This window comes from Streptomyces sp. NPDC053673 (genome assembly GCF_055585225.1).
This window is the reverse complement of the sequence record NZ_JBVJKN010000002.1, coordinates 269,843-293,203: the sequence shown is the minus strand read 5'-3', so window position 1 is coordinate 293,203 and position 23,361 is coordinate 269,843. Positions and strand designations below refer to the sequence as shown.

At 70.8% G+C, this 23,361-nt stretch carries 27 protein-coding genes; 13 read left to right on the top strand and 14 right to left on the bottom strand.

The features are described 5' to 3' along the window. Nucleotides 1–139: 139 nt before the first annotated feature. Together afsK and kbpA are read right to left on the bottom strand one after the other, a co-directional pair. Nucleotides 140–2,566, bottom strand: coding sequence for a protein serine/threonine kinase AfsK (gene afsK, locus ACZ6ZQ_RS04595; protein WP_469767072.1), 2,427 nt, complete (start codon nucleotides 2,564–2,566; stop codon nucleotides 140–142). A gap of 162 nt (nucleotides 2,567–2,728) precedes the next feature. Beyond that, nucleotides 2,729–3,652: an AfsK-binding protein KbpA gene (gene kbpA / locus ACZ6ZQ_RS04590; RefSeq protein ID WP_469767071.1), complete on the bottom strand. Its 924-nt coding sequence runs from the start codon at nucleotides 3,650–3,652 to the stop codon at nucleotides 2,729–2,731. A gap of 250 nt (nucleotides 3,653–3,902) precedes the next feature. Here kbpA and ACZ6ZQ_RS04585 point away from each other — a divergent pair, with 250 nt between their 5' ends. Then, nucleotides 3,903–4,550 carry a TetR family transcriptional regulator gene (locus tag ACZ6ZQ_RS04585; protein ID WP_453664246.1) on the top strand — a complete coding sequence of 216 codons (648 nt, stop codon included), beginning with the start codon at nucleotides 3,903–3,905 and terminating at the stop codon, nucleotides 4,548–4,550. A 161-nt stretch (nucleotides 4,551–4,711) separates the two neighbouring features. Here ACZ6ZQ_RS04585 and ACZ6ZQ_RS04580 read toward each other — a convergent pair whose 3' ends face one another. From ACZ6ZQ_RS04580 to ACZ6ZQ_RS04570, 3 genes are all read right to left on the bottom strand, one after another. Continuing rightward, the gene (locus ACZ6ZQ_RS04580; RefSeq protein ID WP_453664244.1) at nucleotides 4,712–5,194 is read right to left on the bottom strand and encodes a nitroreductase family deazaflavin-dependent oxidoreductase; all 483 of its coding nucleotides are present in this window, start codon (nucleotides 5,192–5,194) and stop codon (nucleotides 4,712–4,714) included. Continuing rightward, nucleotides 5,194–6,444, bottom strand: a complete 1,251-nt coding sequence (locus tag ACZ6ZQ_RS04575) for an acyl-CoA dehydrogenase family protein (RefSeq protein WP_469767070.1) — start codon at nucleotides 6,442–6,444, stop codon at nucleotides 5,194–5,196. Before ACZ6ZQ_RS04575 ends, ACZ6ZQ_RS04580 begins: the two co-directional genes overlap by 1 nt. A 109-nt stretch (nucleotides 6,445–6,553) precedes the next feature. Then, on the bottom strand, nucleotides 6,554–6,928 hold the full coding sequence (locus tag ACZ6ZQ_RS04570; protein WP_469767069.1) for an iron chaperone: 375 nt from the start codon (nucleotides 6,926–6,928) through the stop codon (nucleotides 6,554–6,556). Between the two features lie 48 nt (nucleotides 6,929–6,976). Between ACZ6ZQ_RS04570 and ACZ6ZQ_RS04565 the strand changes: the two genes are divergently transcribed. Next, the gene (locus ACZ6ZQ_RS04565; protein ID WP_469767068.1) at nucleotides 6,977–8,152 is read left to right on the top strand and encodes a thiolase C-terminal domain-containing protein; all 1,176 of its coding nucleotides are present in this window, start codon (nucleotides 6,977–6,979) and stop codon (nucleotides 8,150–8,152) included. A 26-nt stretch (nucleotides 8,153–8,178) separates the two neighbouring features. On the opposite strand, the gene ACZ6ZQ_RS04560 is transcribed toward ACZ6ZQ_RS04565, so the two are convergent. Both ACZ6ZQ_RS04560 and ACZ6ZQ_RS04555 read right to left on the bottom strand, forming a co-directional pair. Further along, entirely contained in the window at nucleotides 8,179–8,580 is a 402-nt protein-coding gene (locus tag ACZ6ZQ_RS04560) for a PIN domain-containing protein (RefSeq protein ID WP_469767067.1), read from the bottom strand. Then, on the bottom strand, nucleotides 8,577–8,816 hold the full coding sequence (locus ACZ6ZQ_RS04555) for a type II toxin-antitoxin system VapB family antitoxin (RefSeq protein WP_469767066.1): 240 nt from the start codon (nucleotides 8,814–8,816) through the stop codon (nucleotides 8,577–8,579). The genes ACZ6ZQ_RS04560 and ACZ6ZQ_RS04555 overlap by 4 nt, the downstream gene beginning before the upstream one ends. A 346-nt stretch (nucleotides 8,817–9,162) precedes the next feature. Here ACZ6ZQ_RS04555 and ACZ6ZQ_RS04550 point away from each other — a divergent pair, with 346 nt between their 5' ends. The 3 genes from ACZ6ZQ_RS04550 (at nucleotide 9,163) to ACZ6ZQ_RS04540 (ending at nucleotide 12,102) form a co-directional block, all read left to right on the top strand. Then, nucleotides 9,163–9,588, top strand: coding sequence for a pyridoxamine 5'-phosphate oxidase family protein (locus ACZ6ZQ_RS04550; RefSeq protein ID WP_469767065.1), 426 nt, complete (start codon nucleotides 9,163–9,165; stop codon nucleotides 9,586–9,588). Nucleotides 9,589–9,598: 10 nt separating this feature from the next. Then, nucleotides 9,599–10,285, top strand: a complete 687-nt coding sequence (locus ACZ6ZQ_RS04545) for a pyridoxine/pyridoxamine 5'-phosphate oxidase (protein WP_469767064.1) — start codon at nucleotides 9,599–9,601, stop codon at nucleotides 10,283–10,285. A 203-nt stretch (nucleotides 10,286–10,488) separates the two neighbouring features. Continuing rightward, nucleotides 10,489–12,102: an alpha/beta hydrolase gene (locus ACZ6ZQ_RS04540; RefSeq protein ID WP_469767063.1), complete on the top strand. Its 1,614-nt coding sequence runs from the start codon at nucleotides 10,489–10,491 to the stop codon at nucleotides 12,100–12,102. 213 nt (nucleotides 12,103–12,315) lie between these two features. Here ACZ6ZQ_RS04540 and ACZ6ZQ_RS04535 read toward each other — a convergent pair whose 3' ends face one another. The 3 genes from ACZ6ZQ_RS04535 to ACZ6ZQ_RS04525 all read right to left on the bottom strand — a co-directional run bounded on the left by ACZ6ZQ_RS04535 (nucleotide 12,316) and on the right by ACZ6ZQ_RS04525 (nucleotide 14,802). Next, nucleotides 12,316–12,540 (bottom strand): DUF4287 domain-containing protein, encoded by a 225-nt coding sequence (locus tag ACZ6ZQ_RS04535; protein ID WP_469767062.1) that lies wholly within the window; start codon nucleotides 12,538–12,540, stop codon nucleotides 12,316–12,318. A 124-nt stretch (nucleotides 12,541–12,664) separates the two neighbouring features. After that, nucleotides 12,665–13,519 (bottom strand): endonuclease/exonuclease/phosphatase family protein, encoded by an 855-nt coding sequence (locus ACZ6ZQ_RS04530; RefSeq protein WP_469767061.1) that lies wholly within the window; start codon nucleotides 13,517–13,519, stop codon nucleotides 12,665–12,667. Between the two features lie 32 nt (nucleotides 13,520–13,551). Then, a complete protein-coding gene (locus ACZ6ZQ_RS04525) occupies nucleotides 13,552–14,802 on the bottom strand; it encodes an FAD-dependent monooxygenase (RefSeq protein WP_469767060.1) in 1,251 nt (416 codons plus the stop codon). Between the two features lie 104 nt (nucleotides 14,803–14,906). Here ACZ6ZQ_RS04525 and ACZ6ZQ_RS04520 point away from each other — a divergent pair, with 104 nt between their 5' ends. Then, nucleotides 14,907–15,683: a TetR/AcrR family transcriptional regulator gene (locus ACZ6ZQ_RS04520; protein WP_469767059.1), complete on the top strand. Its 777-nt coding sequence runs from the start codon at nucleotides 14,907–14,909 to the stop codon at nucleotides 15,681–15,683. A 133-nt stretch (nucleotides 15,684–15,816) separates the two neighbouring features. On the opposite strand, the gene ACZ6ZQ_RS04515 is transcribed toward ACZ6ZQ_RS04520, so the two are convergent. Then, on the bottom strand, nucleotides 15,817–16,293 hold the full coding sequence (locus ACZ6ZQ_RS04515; RefSeq protein WP_469767058.1) for a hypothetical protein: 477 nt from the start codon (nucleotides 16,291–16,293) through the stop codon (nucleotides 15,817–15,819). A 13-nt stretch (nucleotides 16,294–16,306) separates the two neighbouring features. Further along, nucleotides 16,307–17,527 (bottom strand): helix-turn-helix domain-containing protein, encoded by a 1,221-nt coding sequence (locus ACZ6ZQ_RS04510; RefSeq protein ID WP_469767316.1) that lies wholly within the window; start codon nucleotides 17,525–17,527, stop codon nucleotides 16,307–16,309. 266 nt (nucleotides 17,528–17,793) lie between these two features. Here ACZ6ZQ_RS04510 and ACZ6ZQ_RS04505 point away from each other — a divergent pair, with 266 nt between their 5' ends. From ACZ6ZQ_RS04505 to ACZ6ZQ_RS04480, 6 genes are all read left to right on the top strand, one after another. Further along, on the top strand, nucleotides 17,794–17,967 hold the full coding sequence (locus tag ACZ6ZQ_RS04505) for a hypothetical protein (RefSeq protein WP_469767057.1): 174 nt from the start codon (nucleotides 17,794–17,796) through the stop codon (nucleotides 17,965–17,967). Further along, a complete protein-coding gene (locus tag ACZ6ZQ_RS04500; protein WP_469767315.1) occupies nucleotides 17,967–18,179 on the top strand; it encodes a hypothetical protein in 213 nt (70 codons plus the stop codon). Before ACZ6ZQ_RS04505 ends, ACZ6ZQ_RS04500 begins: the two co-directional genes overlap by 1 nt. A 199-nt stretch (nucleotides 18,180–18,378) precedes the next feature. Beyond that, the gene (locus ACZ6ZQ_RS04495; RefSeq protein ID WP_469767056.1) at nucleotides 18,379–18,798 is read left to right on the top strand and encodes a glycine-rich domain-containing protein; all 420 of its coding nucleotides are present in this window, start codon (nucleotides 18,379–18,381) and stop codon (nucleotides 18,796–18,798) included. Further along, nucleotides 18,798–19,418, top strand: coding sequence for a hypothetical protein (locus tag ACZ6ZQ_RS04490; RefSeq protein ID WP_469767314.1), 621 nt, complete (start codon nucleotides 18,798–18,800; stop codon nucleotides 19,416–19,418). The genes ACZ6ZQ_RS04495 and ACZ6ZQ_RS04490 overlap by 1 nt, the downstream gene beginning before the upstream one ends. A 116-nt stretch (nucleotides 19,419–19,534) precedes the next feature. Continuing rightward, on the top strand, nucleotides 19,535–20,401 hold the full coding sequence (locus ACZ6ZQ_RS04485) for a protein kinase domain-containing protein (protein ID WP_469767055.1): 867 nt from the start codon (nucleotides 19,535–19,537) through the stop codon (nucleotides 20,399–20,401). After that, complete coding sequence (locus tag ACZ6ZQ_RS04480; RefSeq protein WP_469767054.1) at nucleotides 20,287–20,706, top strand: GNAT family N-acetyltransferase; 420 nt, start codon at nucleotides 20,287–20,289, stop codon at nucleotides 20,704–20,706. Before ACZ6ZQ_RS04485 ends, ACZ6ZQ_RS04480 begins: the two co-directional genes overlap by 115 nt. 256 nt (nucleotides 20,707–20,962) lie before the next feature. On the opposite strand, the gene ACZ6ZQ_RS04475 is transcribed toward ACZ6ZQ_RS04480, so the two are convergent. Both ACZ6ZQ_RS04475 and ACZ6ZQ_RS04470 read right to left on the bottom strand, forming a co-directional pair. Further along, nucleotides 20,963–21,385: a Zn-ribbon domain-containing OB-fold protein gene (locus tag ACZ6ZQ_RS04475; RefSeq protein ID WP_469767053.1), complete on the bottom strand. Its 423-nt coding sequence runs from the start codon at nucleotides 21,383–21,385 to the stop codon at nucleotides 20,963–20,965. Continuing rightward, complete coding sequence (locus ACZ6ZQ_RS04470) at nucleotides 21,385–21,834, bottom strand: DoxX family protein (protein ID WP_469767052.1); 450 nt, start codon at nucleotides 21,832–21,834, stop codon at nucleotides 21,385–21,387. Before ACZ6ZQ_RS04470 ends, ACZ6ZQ_RS04475 begins: the two co-directional genes overlap by 1 nt. 130 nt (nucleotides 21,835–21,964) lie before the next feature. Here ACZ6ZQ_RS04470 and ACZ6ZQ_RS04465 point away from each other — a divergent pair, with 130 nt between their 5' ends. Further along, nucleotides 21,965–23,113, top strand: coding sequence for a flavin-containing monooxygenase (locus ACZ6ZQ_RS04465; protein ID WP_469767051.1), 1,149 nt, complete (start codon nucleotides 21,965–21,967; stop codon nucleotides 23,111–23,113). Nucleotides 23,114–23,361: the final 248 nt, after the last annotated feature.

Genomic DNA, 23,361 nt, shown 5'->3' with positions numbered 1-23,361 from the left:
GCCCCGTCCCGCCCCGTCTTTCCCGGCTGTGTCGATGTCCTGCTCCGCCGCGTGGGAGCGAGCCCCCAGACCCCGTACGGCCTTCGGCCGCCTCCTCAATCTCCCCCAGAACCTCGCCTGGGAGGACCCCCGGACGGGCTCATTTCGAGCCCCGCCCCGTCGCCGTGCCCTTGACCGCGTCGAGCGCGTACACACAGCGGTCCTTGGAGCAGGCGTACACGACGCCGCCCCGCGCGACCGGGGAGCCGGTGATCTCGCCGCCGGTCGCGAGCTTCCAGCGGAGCTGCCCGCCGCTCGCGTCCAGCGTGTACAGCACATGGTCGGCGGAGCCGAAGTGCACCCGGCCGTCGGCGACGACGGGCGCGCCGATGACCTCGCCACCCGCGGCGAACCGCCACTTGGGCGTGCCGGTGACCGCGTCCAGCGTGTAGAGCGCGCTGCCGCTGCCGACATGGACGTTGCCGTCGGCGACGAGGACCGGCTCGATCGACTGGCGGGACTCGGTGGCGATGCGCCAGCGGTCCTTGCCGGTCGTGGCGTCGATCGCGTACACCGTGCCGAGATAGTCCGCGAGATAGACCCCGCCGCCGGTCACGGCGGGTCCGGGCACGTAGGCCGGCGGGGAGAGGAAGACCGCGGGCGCCTCGAAGTGCCAGCGCACATGGCCGCTCGCGGTGTCCACGCACAGGACGCGGGTGCCGGCCGCGACGTACGTACAGCCGTCGGGCGCCTGCGTCACCCGGACGGGCACACCGCCGCAGGACGCGGCGTCGCCGACGGGATACGACCAGCGCTCCGAGCCGGTCCGGGCGTCGAGGGCCTGGAGCCGGGCGTTGCGCCATACGTACACGGTGTCATCGAACAGCGCGGGGCCGGCCTCGGGGGTCTCGAAGTCGGTCTGCGCTCCGGTGAGCTCCCACAGCTTCTCGCCGCTGGAGGCCTCCCGGCCCTGGACGCCGCCGCCCCGGGTGCCGGTGACGACCGTGCCACGGCCGGCCTTGAGGGAGTACACCCAGGCGTCGGACTGCAGCCGCCACCGCTCGCTGCCGTCCGCCGCGTCCAGCGCGTAGAGCGTGGGCCCGTCGGAGCCGTGGATACGGCCGCCCGCGACGGCCATCGCCCAGGCGACGTCGCGGGTCTTGAACTGGCGGCGGCCGCTGCCCACGTCCAGGGCGTGGACCTCGAAGGAGGTGACGTAGAGGAGGTCCCCGTCGACGACCGGGGTGCCCCAGACGTCGTTCGACATCCGGAACCGCCACGGCCGCCAGCGCGCCGGGCCACCGTCCGGGGACGACGTCGGCGCGGGGACGGGCTGGGACGCGGGGGCGGGCACGGCGCTGGTGGCGGCCTCGCCGCCGGGCGGGCGGACCCAGCCGGTGGCAGGGCCGGCGTCCACCCCGACGGCACCGCGTACCGCCGCGACGCGCGGGCCGGGACCGATCGGGACCTTGGCTCCGGCCAGCCGTACGGGCCCGTCGGGCACGGGCTGCGGGCCCGGGCCGGGTCCCGGGCGGGCCTGTCCGGTACGGGGGTCGTTGCCGCCGCGCCAGGCCGCGTCCCAGTCGGCGCGGTCGGAGGCACGGTCAGGAGCGCGGTCGGGCCGGGGCGGTACGGGAGGCGGCTCCGGCGCACGCGCACCGGCACCGGCACCCGCGCCACCGCCGCTCGACGGACGGCCGCCGCGGCGCTGCTCGATCATCGACACGGCCCTGCCCGGCAGCCACGCCGACGCCGTCCCGCTGTCATCACTGCCGGACGAGAACAGATGCGGCGCGAGCTGCGCCTGCAGATCTTCCGGGGAGGGCCGCAGCCCCGCCTCCATCTGCATGCAGGACTCGATCAGCGGCCGCAGCTCGTCGGGCAGCCCCGCCAGGTCCGGGCCCTCGCGCAGCAGCATGAAGACCGTCTCGACGGGGTTCGCACCGTGGAAGGGGGCATGCCCGGTCGCCGCGAAGACCAGCGTCGAACCGAGCGAGAAGACATCACTCGCGCCGGTCACGCTCCGAGAGTCGCGGGCCTGCTCGGGCGACATGTAGGCGGGGGTGCCGACGGCGACGTTCGTCATGGTCAGACGGGTGTTGGAGACGCCCGACGCGATGCCGAAGTCGATCACGCGCGGCCCGTCCTCGACGACGAGGACGTTCGACGGCTTCAGGTCGCGGTGGACGAGGCCCGCGCTGTGGATGGACTGCAGCGCCTCGGCGATACCGGCCGCGAGCCAGCGCACCGCCTGGGCCGGCATGGGCCCGCACTCATTCACTATTTCTTCGAGGGAGGGGGCGGGAACGTAGGCGGTGGCGAGCCACGGCACGGCGGCACGGGGATCGGCGTCCACGACGGCCGCGGTGTAGAAACCGGAGACCGCCCGGGCGGCCTCCACCTCGCGCGTGAAACGGACGCGGAACAGCTGGTCCTCGGCGAGCTCGGTGCGCACCGTCTTGATAGCCACACGCCGGCCCGACGCCGACCGTGCGAGATAGACCAGCCCCATGCCGCCGGCGCCGAGCCGTCCCAGCACTTCGAAGGGGCCGATCCGCCTCGGGTCATGCTGCGTCAGCTGCTCCACTTCGCCTGCCACCTCCCCGTACGGGCCATGTAGGTACGGCCCCGTCAGCCCCTGATTGTTCCTGCCGAAGGCGACGGTTGCGAACCCGGGGGCGTTCCGGGGTGTCTCGGCTCATTTTGGGGTCGGTCCGGTGGGCCCCTGGCCCTCGGTCCCGGCCCCGCGTCAGGTCTCGGGTTCGGTCTCCGGCCCGGTCTTCGGCCCGGTCTCCGGTTTGGTCTGCTGCTCGGTGTCCTGCTTGGTCCGCTGCTCGGTGTCCTGCTCGGTGTCCTGCTTGGTCCGCTGCTCGGCCCCGGGCCTGGCCCCCGGCTCGGCCAGGACCGCGAAGGACGCGCCCTGGTTGTCGGTGACGACGGACATCCGTCCGTAGGGGATGTCGAAGGGCGGTGCCGTGACCCGGCCGCCGAGGCGGGTCACCGTCTCCACGGCGGCGTCGCAGTCCCCGACGGAGAAATAGACGAGGAAATGGCCGGGCATCTCGGCCGGGAACGCATCGGTGATCACGCTTCGACCGCCGATCGCCGTCTCCTCGCCGGCCTCCGTCCCGGCGGGCGACCACATCAGATAGTCGACGGCGTCGTCGGGCAGCGGGGTGCCCTGGAAGCCGAAGACCTCCTCGTAGAAGCGGTCGACCTGCTCCTTCTCCCTCGTATAGACCTCGGTCCAGCAGAACGAGCCGGGCTTGCCCTGGACCTCGAAGCCGGACTGCTCGCCCTTCTGCCAGAGCCCGAAGACCGCGCCGCCGGGGTCCGCGGCGAGTGCCATCGTGCCGAAGCGGCCCACCGGCACCGGGGCCGTGATCACCTGGCCGCCGGCGTCCCTGATCTTCCTCGCGGTCCTGACGGCGTCGTCGGTGGCGAAGTAGATGCCCCAGGTAGTGGGCATGCGGCCGTCGCGCTTGGGGACGAGGGCGGCCACGCGCTTCCCGTCGAGGAAGGCCTCGGTGTAGTGGCCGTACCGCTCTGCTGCGTCCTCTTCGTACGTGCCGTACGTCCAGCCGAAGAGTTCGGCGTAGAAACGCTTGCCCGCCTCGAGGTCGGGCAGCTGGGCGTCCACCCAGCACGGCATGCCCTCCGTGAATGCGGCCATGGCCTGATCCCTTCCTCAGCGCAGCGCATGGAGCACAGCGCGTGAAGCCCAGCATGCGAAGCGCAGTCTGTGACGCCTGTCACAGTCAAGCGGAACGCGGTGCGCCCTGCACGCAGAGAAGGGCCTTTCGTTGAGTTGTCCACCGAAGTTATCCACAGGCTGTTGATAACACTATTAGCCCACACGGGGGTCCCACCCCATTTGCAGTCGGCCGAATCGCGCGCCGATCACCCCTCGGTAAGCTGACGGCATGACAGGACAAGTACGCACCGTCGACGGCCGGGTTGCCGGTCGACGCGGCCAGGCGACGCGGCAGAAGCTGCTCGACTGCCTCAGCGAGATGCTCAGCTCCTCGCCGTACCGGGACGTCAAGGTCATCGACGTGGCCCGGAAGGCGGGGACTTCGCCCGCGACCTTCTACCAGTACTTCCCGGACGTCGAGGGCGCGGTCCTCGAGATCGCGGAGGAAATGGCCACCGAGGGCGCCGGGTTGACCGATCTGGTGTCCGGCCGCTCCTGGGTCGGCAAGGCGGGCTGGCAGACCGCGGAGCAGCTCGTCGAGGGATTCCTCGACTTCTGGCGCAAGCACGACGCGATTCTGCGCGTGGTGGACCTCGGCGCGGCCGAGGGCGACAAGCGCTTCTACAAGATCCGCATGAAAATCCTGAACTCGGTCACCAACTCCCTCACCGATGCCGTGAAGGAGCTCCAGTCCAAGGGCAAGGTCGACAAGGACGTGAGCCCGGCGGCGATGGCGGGCTCTCTGGTCGCGATGCTGGCGTCGGTCGCCTCGCACCAGAAGGGCTTCCAGACCTGGGGCGTCAAACAGGCCGAACTGAAGCCGAACCTGGCGCTGTTGGTGCATCTGGGCATCACGGGCAAGAAGCCCGTGAAGTAACGGGTCGGGCGCGAACACGGGCGCGCCCGCGCCACGTCCTGTCACGCCGGCGGACGGCTCACGAGGGTGACCGTCCGTCGGCGTTCCCGTGTCCCGGGCACCTGGGGCCTGCCCGGCGGACCTTCCTGGGCCCCTGGGCCCTGTCCGGGGGCCTGTCCGGCCTAGGCCTTGTCGCGGCGCGTGAGCCGGAAGAGCCGGATCTCCCGCTCCACCCGCGCCTGGTACGTCGCGTACGGCGGCCAGAACGCCAGTACCGCCCGCCAGGCCGCCTCCCGCTCCGCGCCGGCGAGAAGTTCCGCACGGACAGGGACGTCCTCGCCCTTCCAGCTGACCTCCGCCTCGGGATGCTTCAGCAGATTGCCCGTCCAGGCCGGATGGCCGGGCCGGCCGAAGTTCGAGCCGATCAGGATCCACGTACCGGTCCGCTCCTCCGGCATACAGGCCAGTGGCGTACGGCGCGGCAGCCCGGATCTCGCTCCCCGGGCGGTGAGGACGACACCCGGCAGCATCTGTGCGCTGAGCAGCACCTTTCCACGGGTGAGCCGGTGGACGGCGCGGTCCATGGCCGGGATGAAGTGCGGGGCGATCTTCGCGAAGACCCGGGTGGAGGACACTTTCTGCATCATGCGGAATCCGGGTGGCATCAGACGCCGACCACCTCTCGGCCTCCGGGAGCGAACAGCCCCGCCGCCTCCGCCGCGCGGTCCCGCAGCCGGTGGACCGGGCCGAAGAGCAGCTCGTCGGACGCCGCCCGCTTGAAGAACAGATGCGCTTCGTGTTCCCAGGTGAAGCCGATGCCGCCGTGCAACTGGATCGCCTCGCCGGTGACGACCCGCAGCGCCTCCAGGCACTGGGCGAGGGCCAGCCCGCCCTCCGACGGGCCCCAGGCCGCGTAGTACGCCGCGGAACGGGCCGACTGGACGCGTACGTACAGATCGGCGAGACGGTGCTTGACCGCCTGGAACGAGCCGATGGGCCGGCCGAACTGCTCGCGGTCCTTGACGTAGGCAACGGTCCGGTCCAGGGCGGAGGCGGCCGCGCCGACGGCTTCGGCGGCGAGCAGCACGGCGGCGGTGCGTCCGGTGGCGGCGAGTGCGGCGGAGACGGCCACGCCATCACCATCACCGGCACCGCTGCCATCGCCGTCACCATCGTCACCATCGTCGCCGCCGAGCAACTCCGCGCGGGTGTCGCGGAGTTCGACACGGGCCTGCGGCCGGGTCTCGTCGAGGGCGGTCCAGCGGGTGCGCCGCAGCCCGTCCGCGTCCGCCGTACGGACCAGGAAGAGCAGCGTGCGGCCCCGCGCGAAGCCGCCGGTGTGCGCGGCGACGAGGAGCAGCCCCGCGCTGTGTCCGTCCAGGACCTGCGCGGCCTCCCCGTAAAGCAGCCACCCGCCGTCGCCGACGGGCCTCGCCTGCACACCGCCGGCCCGGCCACCCCCGGCCCACGCACCGTCCGCGTTGTCACCGGTGAGGGCGAGCGCGGTGGCGAGGCTGCCGCCGGGCACCGCGAGGGTTCCGGTGAGCGAGCCGTCCGCGAGTCGCGGGAGGAGGGCCGAACGCTGCGCTTCCGTGCCGAGCGCCCCGATCAACGGGGCCGCGAGCCCGGCCGTCGCGAACAGCGGCGACGGCACGAGCGCCCGCCCGAGCTCTTCGCACGCCGGCGCCAGCTCGCTGGTCCCGCACCCGACGCCCCCGTACGCCTCGGGCACCGCCAGCCCGGGCAGCCCGAGCTCGGCCGACAGCCGCGCCCACAGCACCGGGTCGTACCCGGGTCCGTCGCCGGCGGAGCCGGCCGCGGTACGGTCCGGCGGCCCGGGCGGCGCTCCCCGGGACAACGCCGCACGCAGCGTGGCGCGGATCTCGGTCTGCTCGGGCGTGAAGGCGGCGTCCATGGATGGCTCCCTCGTCATCTGACGGGCCGTCATGTTAAGCGGGAGAGCCCCAGATGCCCAGAGCCCGGCGCCCACCACCGGGACCCACCACCGGGACGCACCGAGGCCGTCAGCAGACGTCGCCGGGCCCGGCGCCCTCGGTCGCCTTCAACAGGTCCCGTACGAGATCGAAGTCGACCCTCTCGACCCGGCGGAAGCGCAGGCACCCCTTGCCCATGTCCTGGTCGGCGAGCCGCTCTTCGAACGCCTCCCTGACGTCCGCACGCATCAGATAGAAGGAGATGTACTGCCTTTGGTTGGCGAAGGCGATCTCGGGCTCGCCACCCACGCGGCGGTAGGCGGGCATGCCGTACGCCATCACCTCCTCGTAGCTCCTGAGCTCGGTGCGGCACAGCTCGCGGATGCGGACGAGCGCGGTCAGCCGGTCGGGCTGCGCCACCTCCGCGAGATAGCCGTCGACGTCTGCGGCAGAGGATCGGACCATGCCACGAGCGTACCTCCGCGACCCCATATCTGATGTACCGTCAGATTCATGCCCACCACTCAGCGCAGCCCTCGCAAGGTCGCCATCGTCGGCATATCCCTCTCGGACTGCGGCCGCGTCGACGGCCCCACTCCCTACGCCCTGCACGGCCAGGCCGCCCGTCGCGCCCTCGCCGACTCCGGGCTCGACCGCTCGGTCGTCGACGGCCTCGCCTCGGCCGGCCTCGGCACGTTCGCCCCTGTCGAGGTGGCCGAATACCTGGGGCTCAGGCCCCGGTGGGTGGATTCCACCGCCGTCGGCGGCGCCACCTGGGAGGTCATGGCCGCGCACGCCGCGGACGCCATAGCCGCGGGCCATGCCAACGCCGTCCTGCTCGTGTACGGCTCGACGGCCCGCGCCGACATCCGCGCCGGGCGCCGCACTTCCAACCTCTCCTTCGGCGCGCGCGGGCCGCTGCAGTTCGAGGCGCCGTACGGGCACACCCTGATCGCCAAGTACGCGATGGCCGCCCGCCGCCATATGCACGAGTACGGCACGACGGCGGCGCAGCTCGCCGAGGTCGCCGTCCAGGCGCGGGCGAACGCCTCGCACAACCCCGACGCGATGTTCCGCGACCCGGTCACGGTGGACGACGTCCTCGCGGGGCCGATGATCGCCGACCCGTTCACCAAGCTGCACTGCTGCATCCGCAGCGACGGCGGCTGTGCGCTGCTGCTGGCGGCCGAGGAGTACGTACCGGACACGGCGAAGGCCCCGGTGTGGATTCTCGGCACGGGCGAACACGTCTCGCACACCACGATGTCGGAGTGGGAGGACTTCACGGTCTCCCCCGCCGCCGTCTCGGGGCGGCTGGCGTTCGAGCGGGCGGGGGTCCGGCCGCAGGACATCGACATCGCCGAGATCTACGACGCGTTCACGTACATGACGCTCGTGACCCTGGAGGACCTCGGCTTCTGCGCAAAGGGCGAGGGCGGGGCGTTCGTCGAGAAGGGGCGGCTGCGGCTGGACGGGGAGCTGCCGGTGAACACCGACGGCGGGGGCCTGTCCGCCTGCCATCCGGGGATGCGGGGACTGTTCCTGCTGGTGGAGGCGGTGCGGCAGCTGCGCGGCGAGGCGGGCGGACATCAGGTGCGACGGGCGGACGGAAGCGTTCCGGAGCTGGCGGTGGCGTCCGGTACGGGGGGTTGGTTCTGCTCGTCGGGGACGGTGGTGCTGAGCCGCTGAGCGGCCCAGCACCCTGGGGGGGCAGCTCAGTCGATGCGGCGGACCGGCTGCCCCGTGAGACGGGCGATGGTTTCGAAGTCGCCGTCCTGATGGAGAACCGTGAGCTTGTGATGCCTGGCAGTCACGGCAACAAGGAGATCGACTGGGCCGGCGCACTGGTGCCAACCTCGATCGGCGAGCTCGCGCTGGAGCTCTGCGGCGTCGTCCCACGCAGACTCCCGTATCGAGTAGTACGGGAACGTCTCCCTGAGCAGCCCGTCCATCTCGTAGAAGACGCGCTTGCCACCGGCGGCCCGCAGGACTTCCTGCCGAACCGGCTCGCAGAGACCGAGCAGCCCCGCGTTGACGACAGTGCCCCAGCTCGGGCTGGCCTGACCGCGGTAGAAGCGAACAAGTGCGCTGGTGTCCGCCAGGTAGATCTCCGTCATGCCGCGTGCTCTCGGCCTTCGCCGCTCCTGGGCTCCGAGTGCCTCTCGATCACAGAGAAGTCGATCTCACCGTCTTCGACCATCTGCCGCATGCGCTCGACTGCGGCGGCCCGCCGCCGCCGGTCCACGATCTCGCGGAGAGCGGCGTTGACGGTGTCTTTCTTTGTCTCCGTGCCCAGGAAGCGTGCGGCCTCTTCCAGAGCCTCGTCGTCCAGGTCGATGACTGTGCGCGCCATGTCTGACCTCCTGAGGCGTATATACGTTTCCCAAATAAGATATCAAGGCCCTCCGTCTTCGGGGACGAGAAGCAGTTCACGCGTCACCTCGGCGCCTACATCTCGATCTTCACCGCACCCGACGACCTGCGGCCCCGAGCGGGTCCGGCCCGGCGTACAACCCCGGGCGGGTCCGGACCGGCGTACGGCCCCGGGCGGAGCCGGCCCTGGCCGAAACCGAACACGCCGCCCGGGCGGAGCACGAAAGGCCGCGCACCCGTGCGGCACAGTGGAGAAACGATCTCGTAGCCGTGCGAGACCGAGCGCGATCGCGCTCGGTCTCGCTCGACCTGTGAAGGAGACTCCCGTGGCCCTGACCCGTGAAGAGCGTGAGCAGTTCCTGGCGCAGCCCCATGTCGCGGCGTTCGCGGTGGACGGCGGAGCGGGGCGAGGGCCCCTCACCGTGCCGATCTGGTACCAGTACGAGCCGGGCGGCGAGGTATGGATCCTGACCGGCCTCGACTCCCGGAAGCACCAGCTGATCAACGCGGCAGGACGCTTCTCGCTGCTGGTCGACCGGCTCGAACCCACCATCCGGTACGTCTCCGTCGAGGGCCCGGTGACCCGGACGGCTCCCGGGACCCGCGAACTGCTCCGGGAGATCTCGGCCCGCTACCTCCCGGCGGACAAGGTCGACGGCTACCTCGAGTTCGCCGAGAAGGCCCACGGCGAGCAGGTGGTGATCCACATGCGTCCGGAGAAGTGGCTGTCGGCGGAACTGGGCCAGGTGTGAGGATCAGCGCATGACACACGCGCCCGACGACGCCGACGAGTTCCACGAGCTGCTCAGGTCCCTGCGGGTCTGGGACACCGAGCTGCCCTCCTTCTCGCCCGACAGCGCCCCCGCCGAGCCGTTGCCGCTCTTCCGCCGGTGGTTCGCCGAGGCCGCGGCGGCCGGCCAGCCCGAGCCGCACACGATGACCCTCGCCACCGTCGACGAGGAGGGCCGCCCCGACGTCCGGACGCTGATGCTGCACGACGCGGACGACCGCGGCTGGCACTTCGCCTCGCACGCCACCAGCGCCAAGGGCCGCCAACTCGCAGCCCACCCCGAAGCCGCGCTCGGCTTCTACTGGTCCGCGCAGGGCCGCCAGGTCCGGGTGCGCGGACGGGTGGTGCCGGGCACTCCGGAGGAGGCATACACCGATCTGCACGCGCGATCGACGGGCGCGCTGGCCTCAGCACTGGTCGGCCGGCAGAGCGAAGTGCTCGACTCGTACGAGGAGTTGGTGCGGGCGAGCGAGGCGGCCTGGGAGCGAGCGACCGTCGAGCCGGACGCGACGGCGAAGACGTGGACGGTGTACGTCCTCGACCCGTACGAGGTCGAGTTCTTCCAGGGCGACGCACGCAGGCGGCACGTGCGGCTGCGCTACCGGCGCGAGGGCGAGGGCCAGGGCGGCGGCTGGGCGCGGGAGTTGCTCTGGCCCTAGGCCGTGTTGAGAAGGTCCCGCGGTCCAACTGAGCAAGACGGGCCGGAGCCGCTCGCGGCTGTCCTCCTCCGGGACCAACTGCGGCCCCGGCCCGTCCCCCCAAGGTCTGACGAATCCCGGGCCCTTCGAGGGATTCGCCCCAACTGCCCCGCACGAAAGGGTTGGTGCGTCCGAACGCACTGATCCGAAAGGGCCTTCCCCCCGTGCGAAGCAGACGAATAGCCCCTGTCCTGGCAGTGGGCGCGATCGCCACCCTGGTGCCGGTCCTCGCTCCTACGACGGCTTCCGCCGCGCCGAACCCCCCGAACGCGTCGAACTCCCTGAAAGCGCCGAACCCCCTCCAGCAGTACCTCGACCAGAAGCCCCGGTGGCACCGCTGCGACAGCGAATCACCAGCGGGCTACCAGTGCGCCACAATCAAGGTGCCGCTCGACTACGATCGCCCCGGCGGCAAGAAGATCGACGTCGCGATATCGCGGATGCGGGCGAGCAGCGCCACGGAGCGCCGAGGAGTGCTGGTGCTCAACCCGGGCGGACCGGGCGGCGAAGGTCTCAGCATGCCGCTGATGATCGCGAACGAGCTGCCCGCGTCCGTGAAGAAGGCGTACGACCTCATCGGCTTCGATCCGCGCGGTGTCGGCCAGAGTTCACCCGTCAGCTGCGGTCTGAGCGACGACGAGCGGAACGGGGCCGGCCCGTACAAGGCGGCGACGTTCGCCAAGGACGTGAAGCGGGCCCGTACGGTCGCCGAGAAGTGCGCCGCCAAGAACGGCGACAAGCTGAGCCACATCACCACCCGCAACACGGTCCGCGACATGGACGTGATCCGGGCCGCGCTGGGCGAGAAGAAGATCTCCTACCTCGGCTACTCCTACGGCACCTATCTCGGGGCCGTCTACACCCAGATGTTCCCCCAGCGCGCCGACCGTTTCGTGCTGGACAGCGCCGTAGACCCGCAGCGGGTCTGGCGCGGAATGATCCAGGTGTGGGCCGAGGGCGCCGAGCCCGCGTTCGTACGGTGGTCCGAGTGGACCGCCCAGCGGCATGCGACGTACAAGCTGGGCAGCACTCCGGAAGCGGTCCGCAAGACCTTCTGGGATCTCGTGGCCCAGGCCGACCGCAAGCCCATCGAGCTCGACGAGACGTCCCTCACCGGGGACGACATCCGGTCCGAGCGCGCCATGTTCTTCAGCGTCCGCGAAGGCGCCGAGCGGATCGTCGAGCTGAGGAAGGCCGCCGCGCGCAAGCCCTCGGCCCTCACCCGCACCCCCGGGCCGTCCCAGCGCCCGGCCCCGCCGGCCTTCGCCCGTGCCGTGCCCTCGGACAACAGCGACGCCGCCTTCTGGGCCGTCGCCTGCGCCGACACCCGCACCTGGCCGCGCGACCCGGAGCAGTACCGCCGCGACGCGATCCGGGACAAGGCGAAGTACCCGCTGTTCGGTGACTTCACGTCCAACATCATGCCGTGCGCGTTCTGGAAGAAGAGCGGCAGCGAGCCCGCGACCACGGTCGACAACAAGGTCGGGGCGCTCATCCTGCAGAACGAGTGGGACTCCCAGACCCCGCACATCAGCGGAGTCGGCCTGCACCGGGCGATGAAGGGCTCGCGGATGGTCACCGTCGCCGGCGGTGAGGGCCACGGCATCTACGGCACCAAGTCGTGCGCCGACAAGCCGGCGACGGCGTATCTGACCACCGGCAAGCTCCCGTCGAAGGACGTGACCTGCCAGGCGGCCCCACCCGCCCCTGGTCGCAGCACCCTCAAGCTGCCGGTCCCCACGCCTCCGGGGATTCCGGGGATGGGCGGCCGCTTCTGATCCGGCAGGGGTGAGTGAAGTGAGTGGACGTGGGGCTTCCGCCGGGGCGGGGGCCCCACGTCGCAGTTCGGGCATCCGCAGGAGCGCTCGCCGTCGCCCCCGGTGGGGCGCTCCGTCCCGGACTGCCCGGTCCCGCCGACTGCTTGACGTCGGCTGCTTCATGTCGGCTATTTCGCATCGGCTTGCTACTTCGCATCGGCTGCTTCCCGACGGCTACTTCCCGCCGCTCTCGGCGAGGGTGTGCGCGACGAGGGCGTTGGCGTGGCCGTGGCCCAGGCCGTGTTCGGTCTTGAGCCAGGAGACGAGCTCCATGTGCTTGGTCAGCGGAGACGAGCGGATGAGTTCCTGCCATTCCGCCACCGGGCGGCCGTACTTCTTCTCGATCGAGGGGAAGTAGCTGGCGTGGCCCTTCACGGTGCGGGTGTTCTGCGTGGTCATGGCGGCGGTCTCCTGTCGTCCGTGCGTGTCGGTCGCGGGTGGCAACACCGGGCGTCTGCGGTGCTGTTGCGGATATGACCGACGGGGCGCGCCGAAGTGATCGGTCCGGCGGGGGCGAGCTGCGTCACATGTGCGGTGTGCGCGCCGGGTCCGGGGCCTCCGGCAGTACGAGGTCCGCGACGACCGCGGCGTGGTCGGAGGGCCAGATCCCGTCGACGGGCCCGTCGCCCGCGCGGCGGACGGAGCGGACGTGGCCGATTCCGCCTGGGCCCGGCGGCCCGATGTGGATGTGGTCGACGCGGGCGCTCGGCCCGAACCCGGCGGCGACATAGGGGTTGGCCGCATCCCAGGTGGGCGGAGGCGTCGTCCCGGGCTCCGCGTACTCCCAGGCGTCGAAGAGCACGAGGCCGGGTACGGCGGGTGCGGTCCTGTAGCCGCCGAGGAGCCGGATCTCGTCGGAGTCCGGGAAGGCGTTGAAGTCGCCGGTGACCACGGGAGGGAACGCGGTCCCTTGCGCGTGGTCGGCGACGAAGCGGGCGAGGGTCTCGACCTGCCGGCAGCGCACGGCCGACGCGTGGGCCAGGGAGGTCAGGTGGGCGGTGAAGAACGGCACCTGGTGGTGCGGGGCGTCCAAACGCGCGTACAGCCCCAGCCGTCCGTCGTCGATGTCCTCGGGCGCCGGCAGCCGCACCACGTCCTGGTCGACGACGGGCCACCGGCTGAGCACGGCGTTGCCGATGTCGACCGTCGCGTCCCCGATCCGCCGCCGCCACCGCTGCGGGGCGGGCGAGGCCGCCCAGGTCCAGTGCAGGCCCAGCTCGTCCGCGAGCCACCGAGCCAGGTTCTCCCCGTCGTCCGCCCACACTTCCTGCAGGCCGACGACATCGGGCCGCAGCTCGCGCAGCACGGCCAGGATCGCCTTGCTGCGTGCTTCCCACGGGCCGAACCGCCACCACACGTTCCACGTCACCACGCGCATGGTCCGCATCCTCGCCGTCGGCGGCCTCGCTGTCACCGGTGCCTGGCGATGCCACCTTCCGCCGTCCGGCGGCCGCTCAGCTCCGGCGCGTAGTCCGGCAGGTCGATCACACTGGTGACCTTCTTGCCCTCCCTGAGCATCCAGTCGAGGAAGAAGCGGCGGCTCAGCATCCAGTTGCGCAGCCGCAGAGCGGTCGTGCTGCCGGGGGCGAGGAACGGGCCCGTGCGGTCGCCGCCCTTCTGGCAGCCCTCCGCGTAGCCGCGCATGAGGCTCTCGTACCGGGCGAAGGCGGTGGTGTGGTCGCCGCTGTGGTCACCGTTGTGGTCGCCGCCCGCGCGGGCGAGCTCTCCGGCGAGTACGTAGGCGGCCACGATGCCCGTCCCCGAACCCATGCCGCCGATGGTGGCGCCGCAGGCGGCGTCGCCGACCAGGGCGATGCGGCCCGTGGACCAGGCCGGGACATCGGCCCGGCTGATCGAGTCGAAGTAGAGGTCCGGGGCGTCCTTCAGGGATGCGAGGAGTAGCGGCACATCCCAGCCGAGTCCGGCGAAGGCGTCCGCGATCAGCGCCTTCTGCTGCTCGTGGTCGTTGCGGTCGTACGTCAGCTCGTCGGAGGCGAACACGAAGAAGGCGCCGGCCCGTTCGGGGTCGCGGTTGTCGGTGCCGACGGACGCGAGGCGGCCGGGTGCGTTGTAGCCGACGGAGCCTTCGCCGAAGCCGACTCCGAGGTAGTTGGGCAGGCTCCAGCAGGCGGCGTAGTGGCCGAGGTGGCTGACGTACTTCTCCTCGGGCCCGAAGGCGAGGCGGCGAACGTTCGAGTGGAGCCCGTCGGCACCGATGACGAGGTCGAACTCGCGGGGCGCGCCGTGCCGGAAGGCGACCCGTACGCCGGCGCCGGTCTCGTCGAGCGCGGTGATCGTGTCCCCGAAGACGTACTCGGCGTACGGGAGGCTGTGCCGGTGGAGCACGCGGGCGAGGTCACCGCGCAGGACTTCGAGGTCGCCGCCGGCGAAGTCGCCGGGCAGGAGCAGCTGCCGCTTCCCCCGCTCGTCGACGAAGAGCATCGGGCTGCCTCCGGTCCGGATCCGGCGCAGCTCGTCGAGTACGCCCATGCGCTCCAGCACCGTGAGGTGTGTGTCACCGCGGAAGTCGACGGCCTGGCCGCCCTCACGGAGGGCGGGGGCGACCTCGACGACGGTGACCTCGAAGCCGTAGCGGCCGAGCCAGTACGCGAGCGCGGGACCGGCGATGCTCGCACCCGAGATCAGGACTTTCCTGCCCATGCTTCCCACTTTCCTAGAACTGTGTCCATCGGAAACTGTTTCTTGCTGTGTACGGTAGACACAGTTTTTGGGCCTGGCAAGAGCGAAAAGCTGGAGAGCGAGCCATGACCGACCGTCCGAACGAGCTGATGCGACTCCTCTGGGGCCCGCATCCACAGCCCAAGCGGGGCCCGAAGCCGGCGCTGAGCCTGGACCGAATCGCGCGGGCGGGCATCGGGATCGCGGACGCCGAGGGGCTCGCGGCTCTTTCCATGCAGCGGGTGGCGGAGCTGCTCGGCTTCACGAAGATGTCGCTGTACCGGTACGTGCCCGGCAAGGCGGAGCTGGTGGCACTGATGGTGGAGACGGCGATCGACGAGGCCCCGGCCGGGTCAGCGGCGCCGGCCGAGGGAGCCGCACCGCCCGAGGAGGCCGCACCGGCCGAGGAGGCCGCACCGGCCGACTGGCGGACGGGTCTCGCGGACTGGTCCCGCCGCCTGGTCGCGGTCTTCCAGCACCACCCCTGGCTGCTCGACGCCACGGTCGGCCCGCGGCTCATGGGCCCGAAGGAGCTGGCCTGGGTGGAACAGGCCCTCACCGCCCTGGACGGCACCGGCCTCACCGGTGGCGAGCGGATGGACGCGGTGGTCCTGCTCACCAGCCACGTCCGCGGCATCGCCCAACAGGCCCGCGCGGCCGGCCCGTCGGACAACCCCGAGGCCCAGTTCCACGCCGCGCTGGGCACGGTGATGCGCGACCACGGCGACCACTACCCGGCACTGCTGTCCGCGATGCGGTCGGCGGCCGAGTCGGGCGGCCAGGACCAGGCCCTGGAGTTCGGCCTGGAACGCATCCTGGACGGGCTGGGCGCGCTCATCGCGGAGCGCGCGGTCGGAGGGTAAGGGCTCAGCGAGTTGCGGCGGTCACGCCGAAGACGGTCCAGGCGACGGGCCTGACGGCGAAGGCGGGACCGTTGGGGACCTTGGAACCGCGGATGTGGATCAACCAATCCGGCGGGTACGAGGTGACCGTGGCTCAGCCGCGAGTCGCTCCCTCTGGCCACAACAGCCGTACCGGGACGCCGTTCCGCTCGGCGTAGGCAACGACATCGGCCGTGCCACCGTACCCCCATGCGGGCTTTCCGTCCCACACTGCAAGCAGCTCGTCGGCCAGTCCGACCAGGATCTCACTGCCCGACATGTGCGCCTGCGAGTCGGATGCGGTCATGCCGGTCTGGTGAACCTCGACGGCATGGTGCATGAGCTTGTCGTAGAGAGGCCAATGGTTCTCGGGCAGACTCTCCCGATACTCCTCTGCGGGGATGACGACTTCGAGGCGTCCGCCGTGTGCCAACACGGCCTCCGCGAACCAGGAATCGGGCCCATCCGCAATACACGAGATGCCGACCAGTTCGGCCGCCTGGTACTGGCTGATGGTCTCGTCGAGCATCTGCCGAACCCTGTGCTCCACCTCTCGGCTCAGCCCTCGGTGGCCGGTGATCCCCACATGCATAAACGGTCCCCTCCTACAGGTAGACGCCGTGGAGGCGCTCGTCGAATTCACGCACGACCTTGGGCGGTGACGCCAGGACCAAGGATCGGCGCACATCCCGGGCACGCTCAATGATGCGCCCGGATCGGTACTGAAGGCCGGTGTCGACGGCCCGGGACGCGAGGGCGAAGGCGGCCTCGATTCTTCCGGCCGCAAGGTGGCCGGCGGCGAGATCGAGCACGACCAGGGCGCGCTGTTTGGCGTGGCCGGTGGCCAGCGCTTCTGTGTCGTCGGTCAGCACCCAATTCGCAAGCCCCAACTTGGCCCCGCAGCTGACCCGGCAGGCGGCAACCTTGACACTGTCGAACTGGAAAACCCAGGGCCATGGAGGCGGCTCTTCAGCGGACAGTGTCTCCGCTACCGCCCGGCTGCGGGCGAGCGAGCGGTCCGCTCCCCGCTTGTCTCCGTTCGCGGCGTGGGCGAGGGCTTCGACGGAGGACAGCCATGCGTCGGACACGGCGGGGCGGTCGGGTCCGAGAAGCCTCCGGGCGTTGTGGGCGAGACTGAGTGCCAGGACTCCGTTACCGGAGTGGGCTTCGAACTGCGCGAGGCTGCCCGCCTGATAGGCAGCGAGAAGTGGATCACGGGCTAATCGCGCCGCGCGGATCGCCGAGCCGTACCAGGAGCGGGCAGATCCGTTGTCACCCATGTCCCATGCCAGCCACCCCGCCAGACTCGCAGCCTCGCTGCCTACTGCGGCAAGGCGGTCACGGCCTTGGTCGGTCCCGGCGTCCCGCGTCACGGTCTGGATCAACCTGATATGGGACCGGACCGCCTCGGAAAGATCACGTGACGGTGTGGAGCTGTCCAGTCTCCTGTACGCAAAGGTGTTCAGCCGAAGGGCGGCGACCTGTCCGCCGTCGCCATCAGCGCGCGGCAGAACGCCGAGTATGGGTGCAGCCGCTACAGCGGCCACTCCGCTGAGGAATCCGCGTCGTTCCACTTGCTCTGTTCCATCTCGTAACAGGTGCTGTTCGGCGAGACCGAGGACCCGGGCCGGGATCTCCAGATGCGCGGCCACGGCCGCCAGGATGTCCGTCCCGTACGAGCCGGTCCCGCGCTTCTCCAGCCGGGACACCGCAGACTGCGAGAGGCCACAAGCCTCTCCCAGCTGCCTTTGAGTCATGCGGGCCGACTTCCGGGTCAGCTCGATGACCCTGCCGTAGTCGCCCGACCGGGACGCATCTCTGACCACCGGTGACTGCCAGTTCAACTGCTACCCCCACGCTACGAGTTTCGACCGTCGACGTCAGGCGCGCGTACCCGCTTCGCGCATATCCGTATGCGGGTACCGCATCAGCGATATTCGCATGGCTGTGACAAGGCGTTGACTGTCTGTAAGCCACCAGGACCGGCCACGGCCGCTCCCTAGCAGCCCCGGGTGGCTTCAAGAACGGCCGTCGGTCTCCGTGTCCCCCGTCGGGGACCGACGGCCCTCCACCCACGACCGAGGAGTGAGCCATGACGGCGCCCCTCCCTCGCCGTACCCCGGGCGCGAGCATGCGCCTGCGCGGCATCCCCGAGCCTCCGCGAGGCCCCAGCGCCGAGCTGGCAGCCCGCGCCGAGAGCGGCTGGGAGAAGTTCCTGCGCCGTGACAAGAAGACCGACGTCGAGCGGGAAGAGGGCGACCTGTGATGGACGCCTTCGGGCACGAGCGAGACCCGAGAATCGGCCGCAAAGTACGCGACATCGCCTCGAAGGGGGAAGGCGAACTGACCGCAATCGTCCGCGAGAAGGTCAGCGGCAACCGGTACGTGCGCGTCGCCTACATCAAGGCCGCGAACGGCGTCGAATGGTCCACCCACCCAAACAACGTGCAGATCATCTCGCCGTGCGTCAGCGATTAGCCCTCTGCCTCTACGTGGCTCTGGTCAGCGTCCTCGCCGTTGCCCTGGCCCTCACCGGAGATCCCAGCAGATAGCCCACAGGCTCCGCCCGGAACAGCCCTGGACAGGTCGGGCCGGACGGTACCGGCACCGGGAGCTTCTCTCAGGCACCCGGCGCCACCTCCAGTGCCACTCGAACCCAATGGAGAGGACCACCACCATGAGCATCACCCTCGCCCCGGAGCGCGTCGAGCTGGGACGGTTCTTCACCGTCACCGGTCACCGCTTCCGCGACGGCGACGAGCGTCCGACGGAGATGTTCTCCGGGGCGATCGACGCCGAATGGCACCGAATGCTCCAGATCCTGGAGTACGCCGAGTTCTGCACCGCGACGGCCGGCATGCCGCTCGGCCACGTGCCCCTCAAAGGCGTGGGAGAAATCTCCTGGGTACGCGCGTACGAGGAGATGTTCGGCCCGCTGCCCGAGGTCTGGTTCACCGACAAGGACGGCCAAGTCAACGAGGCGGTCATGACGCGGTACCGGGAAACCGGCGTCGTGGCCGCCGAGTGGGACTGCTCCCCGGTCCCTGGCGACGGTGCCGATGTCGTTCCGAAGCGGGCGAAGGCCGCGCGCCGGTGATCAGCGCGCACGCTGATGGAGCGCTCCGGTCCACCGCTGGGGCGCTCCGCCTCGTTGAGGCCCGTACAACAAGCCCGAAGACCGTGGACATCGCGCCGTACGTGGAAGCGGTGTCCGCCTTCTGTCCCTACCTCGGCCCCTCGGTGGCGCTTGGTCTGACCGGCTGGACGGTGTACGAAACGGTGGGGTGCGGCGAGGACGTCGAAGCGGGGGTCTTCCGCGCGGGGGCGCAGGCCGCCGAGTGGGTGCGGCCTTTCGCGACGCGACGGCACGGCGCGCTCGTCTGCGAGAACATCGTCATCCTCGGAGGTCACGAGGAGCTGCTGGTGTGGCCGCACTGGGCGCTGAAGAACCTGTACGGGCCGGTGGGGCTGATGTTCGGGAAGTTCCGGGCGGGCGAAGCGCGCACCGACCGGGAGGGGCGCGGTATCCCGGCGCCGCCGGTCTCGTTCCTTCCGGTACGGGTGGCGGTACGTCCCCGCGATCCCCGTTTTCTGGCAGCGACACCGGATCTTGCCGCCGCCGTGGCGGTCGCGGTGGATGACGGGCGCGATGTGTTCAAGGATCTCCCACAGGACTGGAAGGCGGTACGGACATGGGCGAAGGGACTCCTGTCATGACGGCACCCCCGCGTGAGGCGACGGACCTTCTGGCCGAACGGTTCGGTTCGCCGCTTACCGCGGATCCCCTCAGCGACCGGCGCGGTTCCCGGGCCTGGAAGGTGACCACCCCACGCGTGTCCCTGGCGCTGAAGGCAAACGTGCCCCACGACGAAGGCTCCTGGGACAAGGTCGCAGAGCTTGAGCAAGAGGACCGCAACCTTCTCCGCCTCACGAAGGCGGACGCCATCGATCCCTCGTACCGGATCGACGCCGGGCCGTGGCAGGGCGGCCGGTGGCTCGCGGTGCAATGGCTAGACGGCGTCCCGCTGTGGCACGCACTCGCCTTGGCGCGCGGATCGGAAGGAGACCGTCCCTCCGTACGGCCGTGGCTTCTCGGCGTCGCTCGAACTTGGGCGCAGCGCCTCGCCACCCTGCACACCGCCGGATGGGCCCACGGCGACGTACAGCCCACGAATACCCTCGTCGAAGAGGGGACCGTGCACCTGATCGACTACGCCTTGGCGTGCGGTCCCGACGATTCCGGTCATCTTCCGTACCGGGGCTCGCTCACCCACACCACCGCCCCCGAAGTCGCCGACGCGATCCTGTGCACCAGCGACAACACCCACATCCATGCCCGGCCGCCGGCCGATGTCTGGGGTATGGGCGCCTCGCTGTTCTGGTGCTGGACCGGGCAGCGGCCTGTGGCCTATGAGGATGCCGTGGCACGCACGGTGAAGCTCCAGGTGATCGCCCGGGGGAGTAGCGTCCCTCTGGAAGAAGTCCGACCGTGGTCCTTCCCCCAGTTCGAGCACGTGATCAACCTGTGCATGGCCCCGTCCCCCGAAGATCGCCCTTCGGCCGCCAACACTACAGCGGCGCCTCCGTGCGGTTCACCCGTGACCGGTCGTACACGGCTGAGGAGGCCCGCGCCCGTGTCGCCAAGGCGCTGGACCTGGCCCTCGCGATTCCTCGGCCGCGGTGGGACTTCGGCATCGTGATGGAGGACGATCTGATCGGCGTGATGTCCCTGCGCGTCTGTCAGCCGGGACTCGGCACCCTGAGCTACATCCTGCGCGAGGACATGTGGGGGAACGGATACGCCACCGAAGCTGCCAAGCACGTCGTCGAATTCGCCTTCACGACCGTCGGCCTGGAGCGGCTGGAGGCCAAGCACCACCCCGCCAATCCGGCCTCCGGGCGCGTCCTGGTCAAGGCTGGCTTCCAGTACGTGGGCACGTCGGACCTTCCCGCCGTCGACGGAATGGTCGTGCCCTATCCCGTTTACGAACTTCGCGGTCCCTGATCACCGCTACGGGCACCCCGCCTTCGTCCGGACTCCAACTCCGACTGCTGGACGACCACTTCGATGCCATCCGCGTACGCGGCGTGCGCGGAGAGGCGACCCTGCACCACCTCGGCGAGATGACAGGCGGCTGCCCGGGGGCCGCCCGAGGTCCGGTGTGAGCCAGGTCCACAACCTTCCGGCTGGGTAGCCTCACTGCCGCGTACGGCACGTGGCAGAAGCTCGCCGAACGGCCCATTTCAAAGCCTGCGTGCGTTCAGGCCGGAGAGTTCACACGCCGGAACACCGGCACCGCGATCGCGGCGCCGGTGTCCGCCTCCTCCGCACGGACGGTCACCTGCAGCTCCATCCCGATCCGCAGGTCCGCCTCCGCGCACTCCACGATCTCCGTCATCATGCGCGGGCCCTCGGCGAGGTCGACGACGGCCGCCGTGTAGGGCGTGCGGGCGCCGAACGGCGGGAGGTCGTTGCGGTGGACGACGGACCATGTGTAGAGCGTGGCGCGGCCGCTCGCCCGCTCCCAGATGACGTCCTCGCTCCAGCAGTACGGGCAGAACTCGCGCGGATAGTGGTGAGCCCGCCCGCACCCGCCGCAGCGACGGATCAGCAGGTGGCCTTCGGCCGCCGCGTCCCAGTAGGGCCGGGTGAAGTCGTCGATGTCGGGCGTCGCCGCGGTCATCAGAACAGTCCGATCGCGTGGTCGAGGGACCAGGTCTGCCAGGACATCGCGAAGAGGGCGACGAGCGAGATCAGCGCCATCATCGCGTTCTGCCCCTGCTCGGCCCAGTCGTGGATCATCAGGACCAGGTAGAGGAGGTTGAGGAGCAGGCCGCCGACGAGGGCGACCGGGGTGAGGAAGCCGGCGATCAGGCCGAGGCCGAGGGCGAGCTCCGCGTAGACGACGACGTACGCCATGGCCTTCGGGCGGGGCGCGACGACCGTGTCGAAGCCGGATCGCACCAGCTCCCACCGGTGCTTGGCGGCGACGTCGGCCGCCCAGGCGATGCCGGTGCCGCGTTCGAACCAGCCCTTCTTGTCCTTGTGCCGCCAGCTCTCCAGCCACCACAGGCCGAGGCCGATGCGGAGGACGGCAAGCCATTCGGCACCGGTGAGCCAGACGGTCTGCATTCCGGGCCCCTCCCCTCGCGTCTCCCACTGTCATCTGACGGTACGTCAGTTCACCGGATGGAACATCGGAAGCGCAAGAGGTAGCCCACCGTGACCGATTCGCAACGGCACCCCGTTACGCTCAGCGCCCATGCCCGACCACAGACCCATGGCTCTCACCAACGACCGCCCCGTGTACGTCATCGGCGCAGGTCCCGGCGGCCTCGCCGTCGCGGCCGCGCTGCGGGAGCGGGGCGTACGGGCCGTCGTCCTGGAGAAGTCGGAGTCCGTCGGGGCGTCCTGGCGCGGACACTACGACCGGCTGCGGCTGCACACGACCCGGCGACTGTCGGCACTGCCGGGGCTCGCCATACCCCGGAAGTTCGGACGGTGGGTGGCCCGGGACGATGTGATCCGCTACCTGGAGAAGTACGCGGAGTTCCACGAGCTGGAGCTGATCACCGGGGTGGAGGTCTCCCGGATCGAGCCCGTCGGTACCGACTGGGTGCTGCACGCGAGCGGCGGGCGCCGGCTCACCGGGCGGGCCGTCGTCGTGGCCACCGGCTACAACCACACCCCGCGCATACCGGACTGGCCGGGCCGGGACACGTACCCGGGCGAGCTGCTGCACGCCTCCGCGTACCGCGATCCGGCTCCCTACGCGGGCAAGGACGTCCTGGTCGTCGGCGTCGGCAACACGGGCGCCGAGATCGCCGTCGACCTCATGGCGGGCGGCGCGGCCCGGGTACGACTGGCCGTGCGCACCGTCCCGCACATCGTGCGCCGCTCCACGGCGGGCTGGCCCGCCCAGCGCACCGGGATCCTGGTGCGCCGCCTCCCGGTCCGGCTGGCTGACAAGGCGGGCGACCTCATGTGCCGGATCTTCGTGCCCGATCTGTCGGCGCACGGGCTGCCCCGGCCGGACACGGGGCTCTACTCCCGGGTCCGCCAGGGGGCCATCCCGGTCCAGGACGTCGGCCTGATCGACGCGGTGCGGGCGGGCCGGGTGGAACCGGTCGCCGCGGTCGACTCCTTCGACGACGGCAAAGTGGTCCTGGCGGACGGCTCTCGCCTCGCCCCGGACGCGGTGATCGCGGCCACCGGCTACGACCGCGCCCTGGAACCCCTGGTGGGTCACCTCGGCGTCCTGGACGGCCGGGGCGGCCCGACGGTCCACGGGGCCCGCGCCCCGCGCGAGACCCCGGGCCTGTACTTCACGGGCTTCACCAATCCGATCAGCGGCATGTTCCGCGAAATGGCTCTGGACGCACGGAAGATCGCCAGGGCTCTGGCGCGCTGAAGCCGGGAATCGGGTAACACGGGAGCGAGCACGGAAGGCGGGGAATCGGGGAACACGGGAGCGAGCACGGAAGGCGGGGAATCGGGGAACACGGGAGCGAGCACGGAAGGCCGGGAATCGGAGAACACGGGAGCGAGGAGCACGGAAGGCGGGGTATCGGGGAGCACGGGAGCCGGAGCCATGGGCTCGGCGCCGGGCGCCCGGGGTCCTGGACGCCGGAGCCCCGGGGACCGGGAGCCACCGAGCGC

Excerpts from the sequence above, each read along its gene's own strand:
- ACZ6ZQ_RS04530 (WP_469767061.1), bottom strand. The coding sequence starts at position 13,519 with ATGCGCGTGGTGACGTGGAACGTGTGGTGGCGGTTCGGCCCGTGGGAA.
- ACZ6ZQ_RS04545 (WP_469767064.1), top strand. The coding sequence starts at position 9,599 with ATGACACACGCGCCCGACGACGCCGACGAGTTCCACGAGCTGCTCAGG.
- ACZ6ZQ_RS04515 (WP_469767058.1), bottom strand. The coding sequence starts at position 16,293 with ATGCATGTGGGGATCACCGGCCACCGAGGGCTGAGCCGAGAGGTGGAG.
- ACZ6ZQ_RS04565 (WP_469767068.1), top strand. The coding sequence starts at position 6,977 with ATGCCCACCACTCAGCGCAGCCCTCGCAAGGTCGCCATCGTCGGCATA.
- ACZ6ZQ_RS04585 (WP_453664246.1), top strand. The coding sequence starts at position 3,903 with ATGACAGGACAAGTACGCACCGTCGACGGCCGGGTTGCCGGTCGACGC.
- ACZ6ZQ_RS04465 (WP_469767051.1), top strand. The coding sequence starts at position 21,965 with ATGCCCGACCACAGACCCATGGCTCTCACCAACGACCGCCCCGTGTAC.
- kbpA (WP_469767071.1), bottom strand. The coding sequence starts at position 3,652 with ATGGCCGCATTCACGGAGGGCATGCCGTGCTGGGTGGACGCCCAGCTG.
- ACZ6ZQ_RS04520 (WP_469767059.1), top strand. The coding sequence starts at position 14,907 with ATGACCGACCGTCCGAACGAGCTGATGCGACTCCTCTGGGGCCCGCAT.
- ACZ6ZQ_RS04570 (WP_469767069.1), bottom strand. The coding sequence starts at position 6,928 with ATGGTCCGATCCTCTGCCGCAGACGTCGACGGCTATCTCGCGGAGGTG.
- ACZ6ZQ_RS04575 (WP_469767070.1), bottom strand. The coding sequence starts at position 6,444 with ATGGACGCCGCCTTCACGCCCGAGCAGACCGAGATCCGCGCCACGCTG.
- ACZ6ZQ_RS04495 (WP_469767056.1), top strand. The coding sequence starts at position 18,379 with ATGAGCATCACCCTCGCCCCGGAGCGCGTCGAGCTGGGACGGTTCTTC.
- ACZ6ZQ_RS04500 (WP_469767315.1), top strand. The coding sequence starts at position 17,967 with ATGGACGCCTTCGGGCACGAGCGAGACCCGAGAATCGGCCGCAAAGTA.
- ACZ6ZQ_RS04555 (WP_469767066.1), bottom strand. The coding sequence starts at position 8,816 with ATGGCGCGCACAGTCATCGACCTGGACGACGAGGCTCTGGAAGAGGCC.
- ACZ6ZQ_RS04535 (WP_469767062.1), bottom strand. The coding sequence starts at position 12,540 with ATGACCACGCAGAACACCCGCACCGTGAAGGGCCACGCCAGCTACTTC.
- ACZ6ZQ_RS04525 (WP_469767060.1), bottom strand. The coding sequence starts at position 14,802 with ATGGGCAGGAAAGTCCTGATCTCGGGTGCGAGCATCGCCGGTCCCGCG.
- ACZ6ZQ_RS04505 (WP_469767057.1), top strand. The coding sequence starts at position 17,794 with ATGACGGCGCCCCTCCCTCGCCGTACCCCGGGCGCGAGCATGCGCCTG.
- ACZ6ZQ_RS04580 (WP_453664244.1), bottom strand. The coding sequence starts at position 5,194 with ATGCCACCCGGATTCCGCATGATGCAGAAAGTGTCCTCCACCCGGGTC.
- ACZ6ZQ_RS04475 (WP_469767053.1), bottom strand. The coding sequence starts at position 21,385 with ATGACCGCGGCGACGCCCGACATCGACGACTTCACCCGGCCCTACTGG.
- ACZ6ZQ_RS04560 (WP_469767067.1), bottom strand. The coding sequence starts at position 8,580 with ATGACGGAGATCTACCTGGCGGACACCAGCGCACTTGTTCGCTTCTAC.
- ACZ6ZQ_RS04470 (WP_469767052.1), bottom strand. The coding sequence starts at position 21,834 with ATGCAGACCGTCTGGCTCACCGGTGCCGAATGGCTTGCCGTCCTCCGC.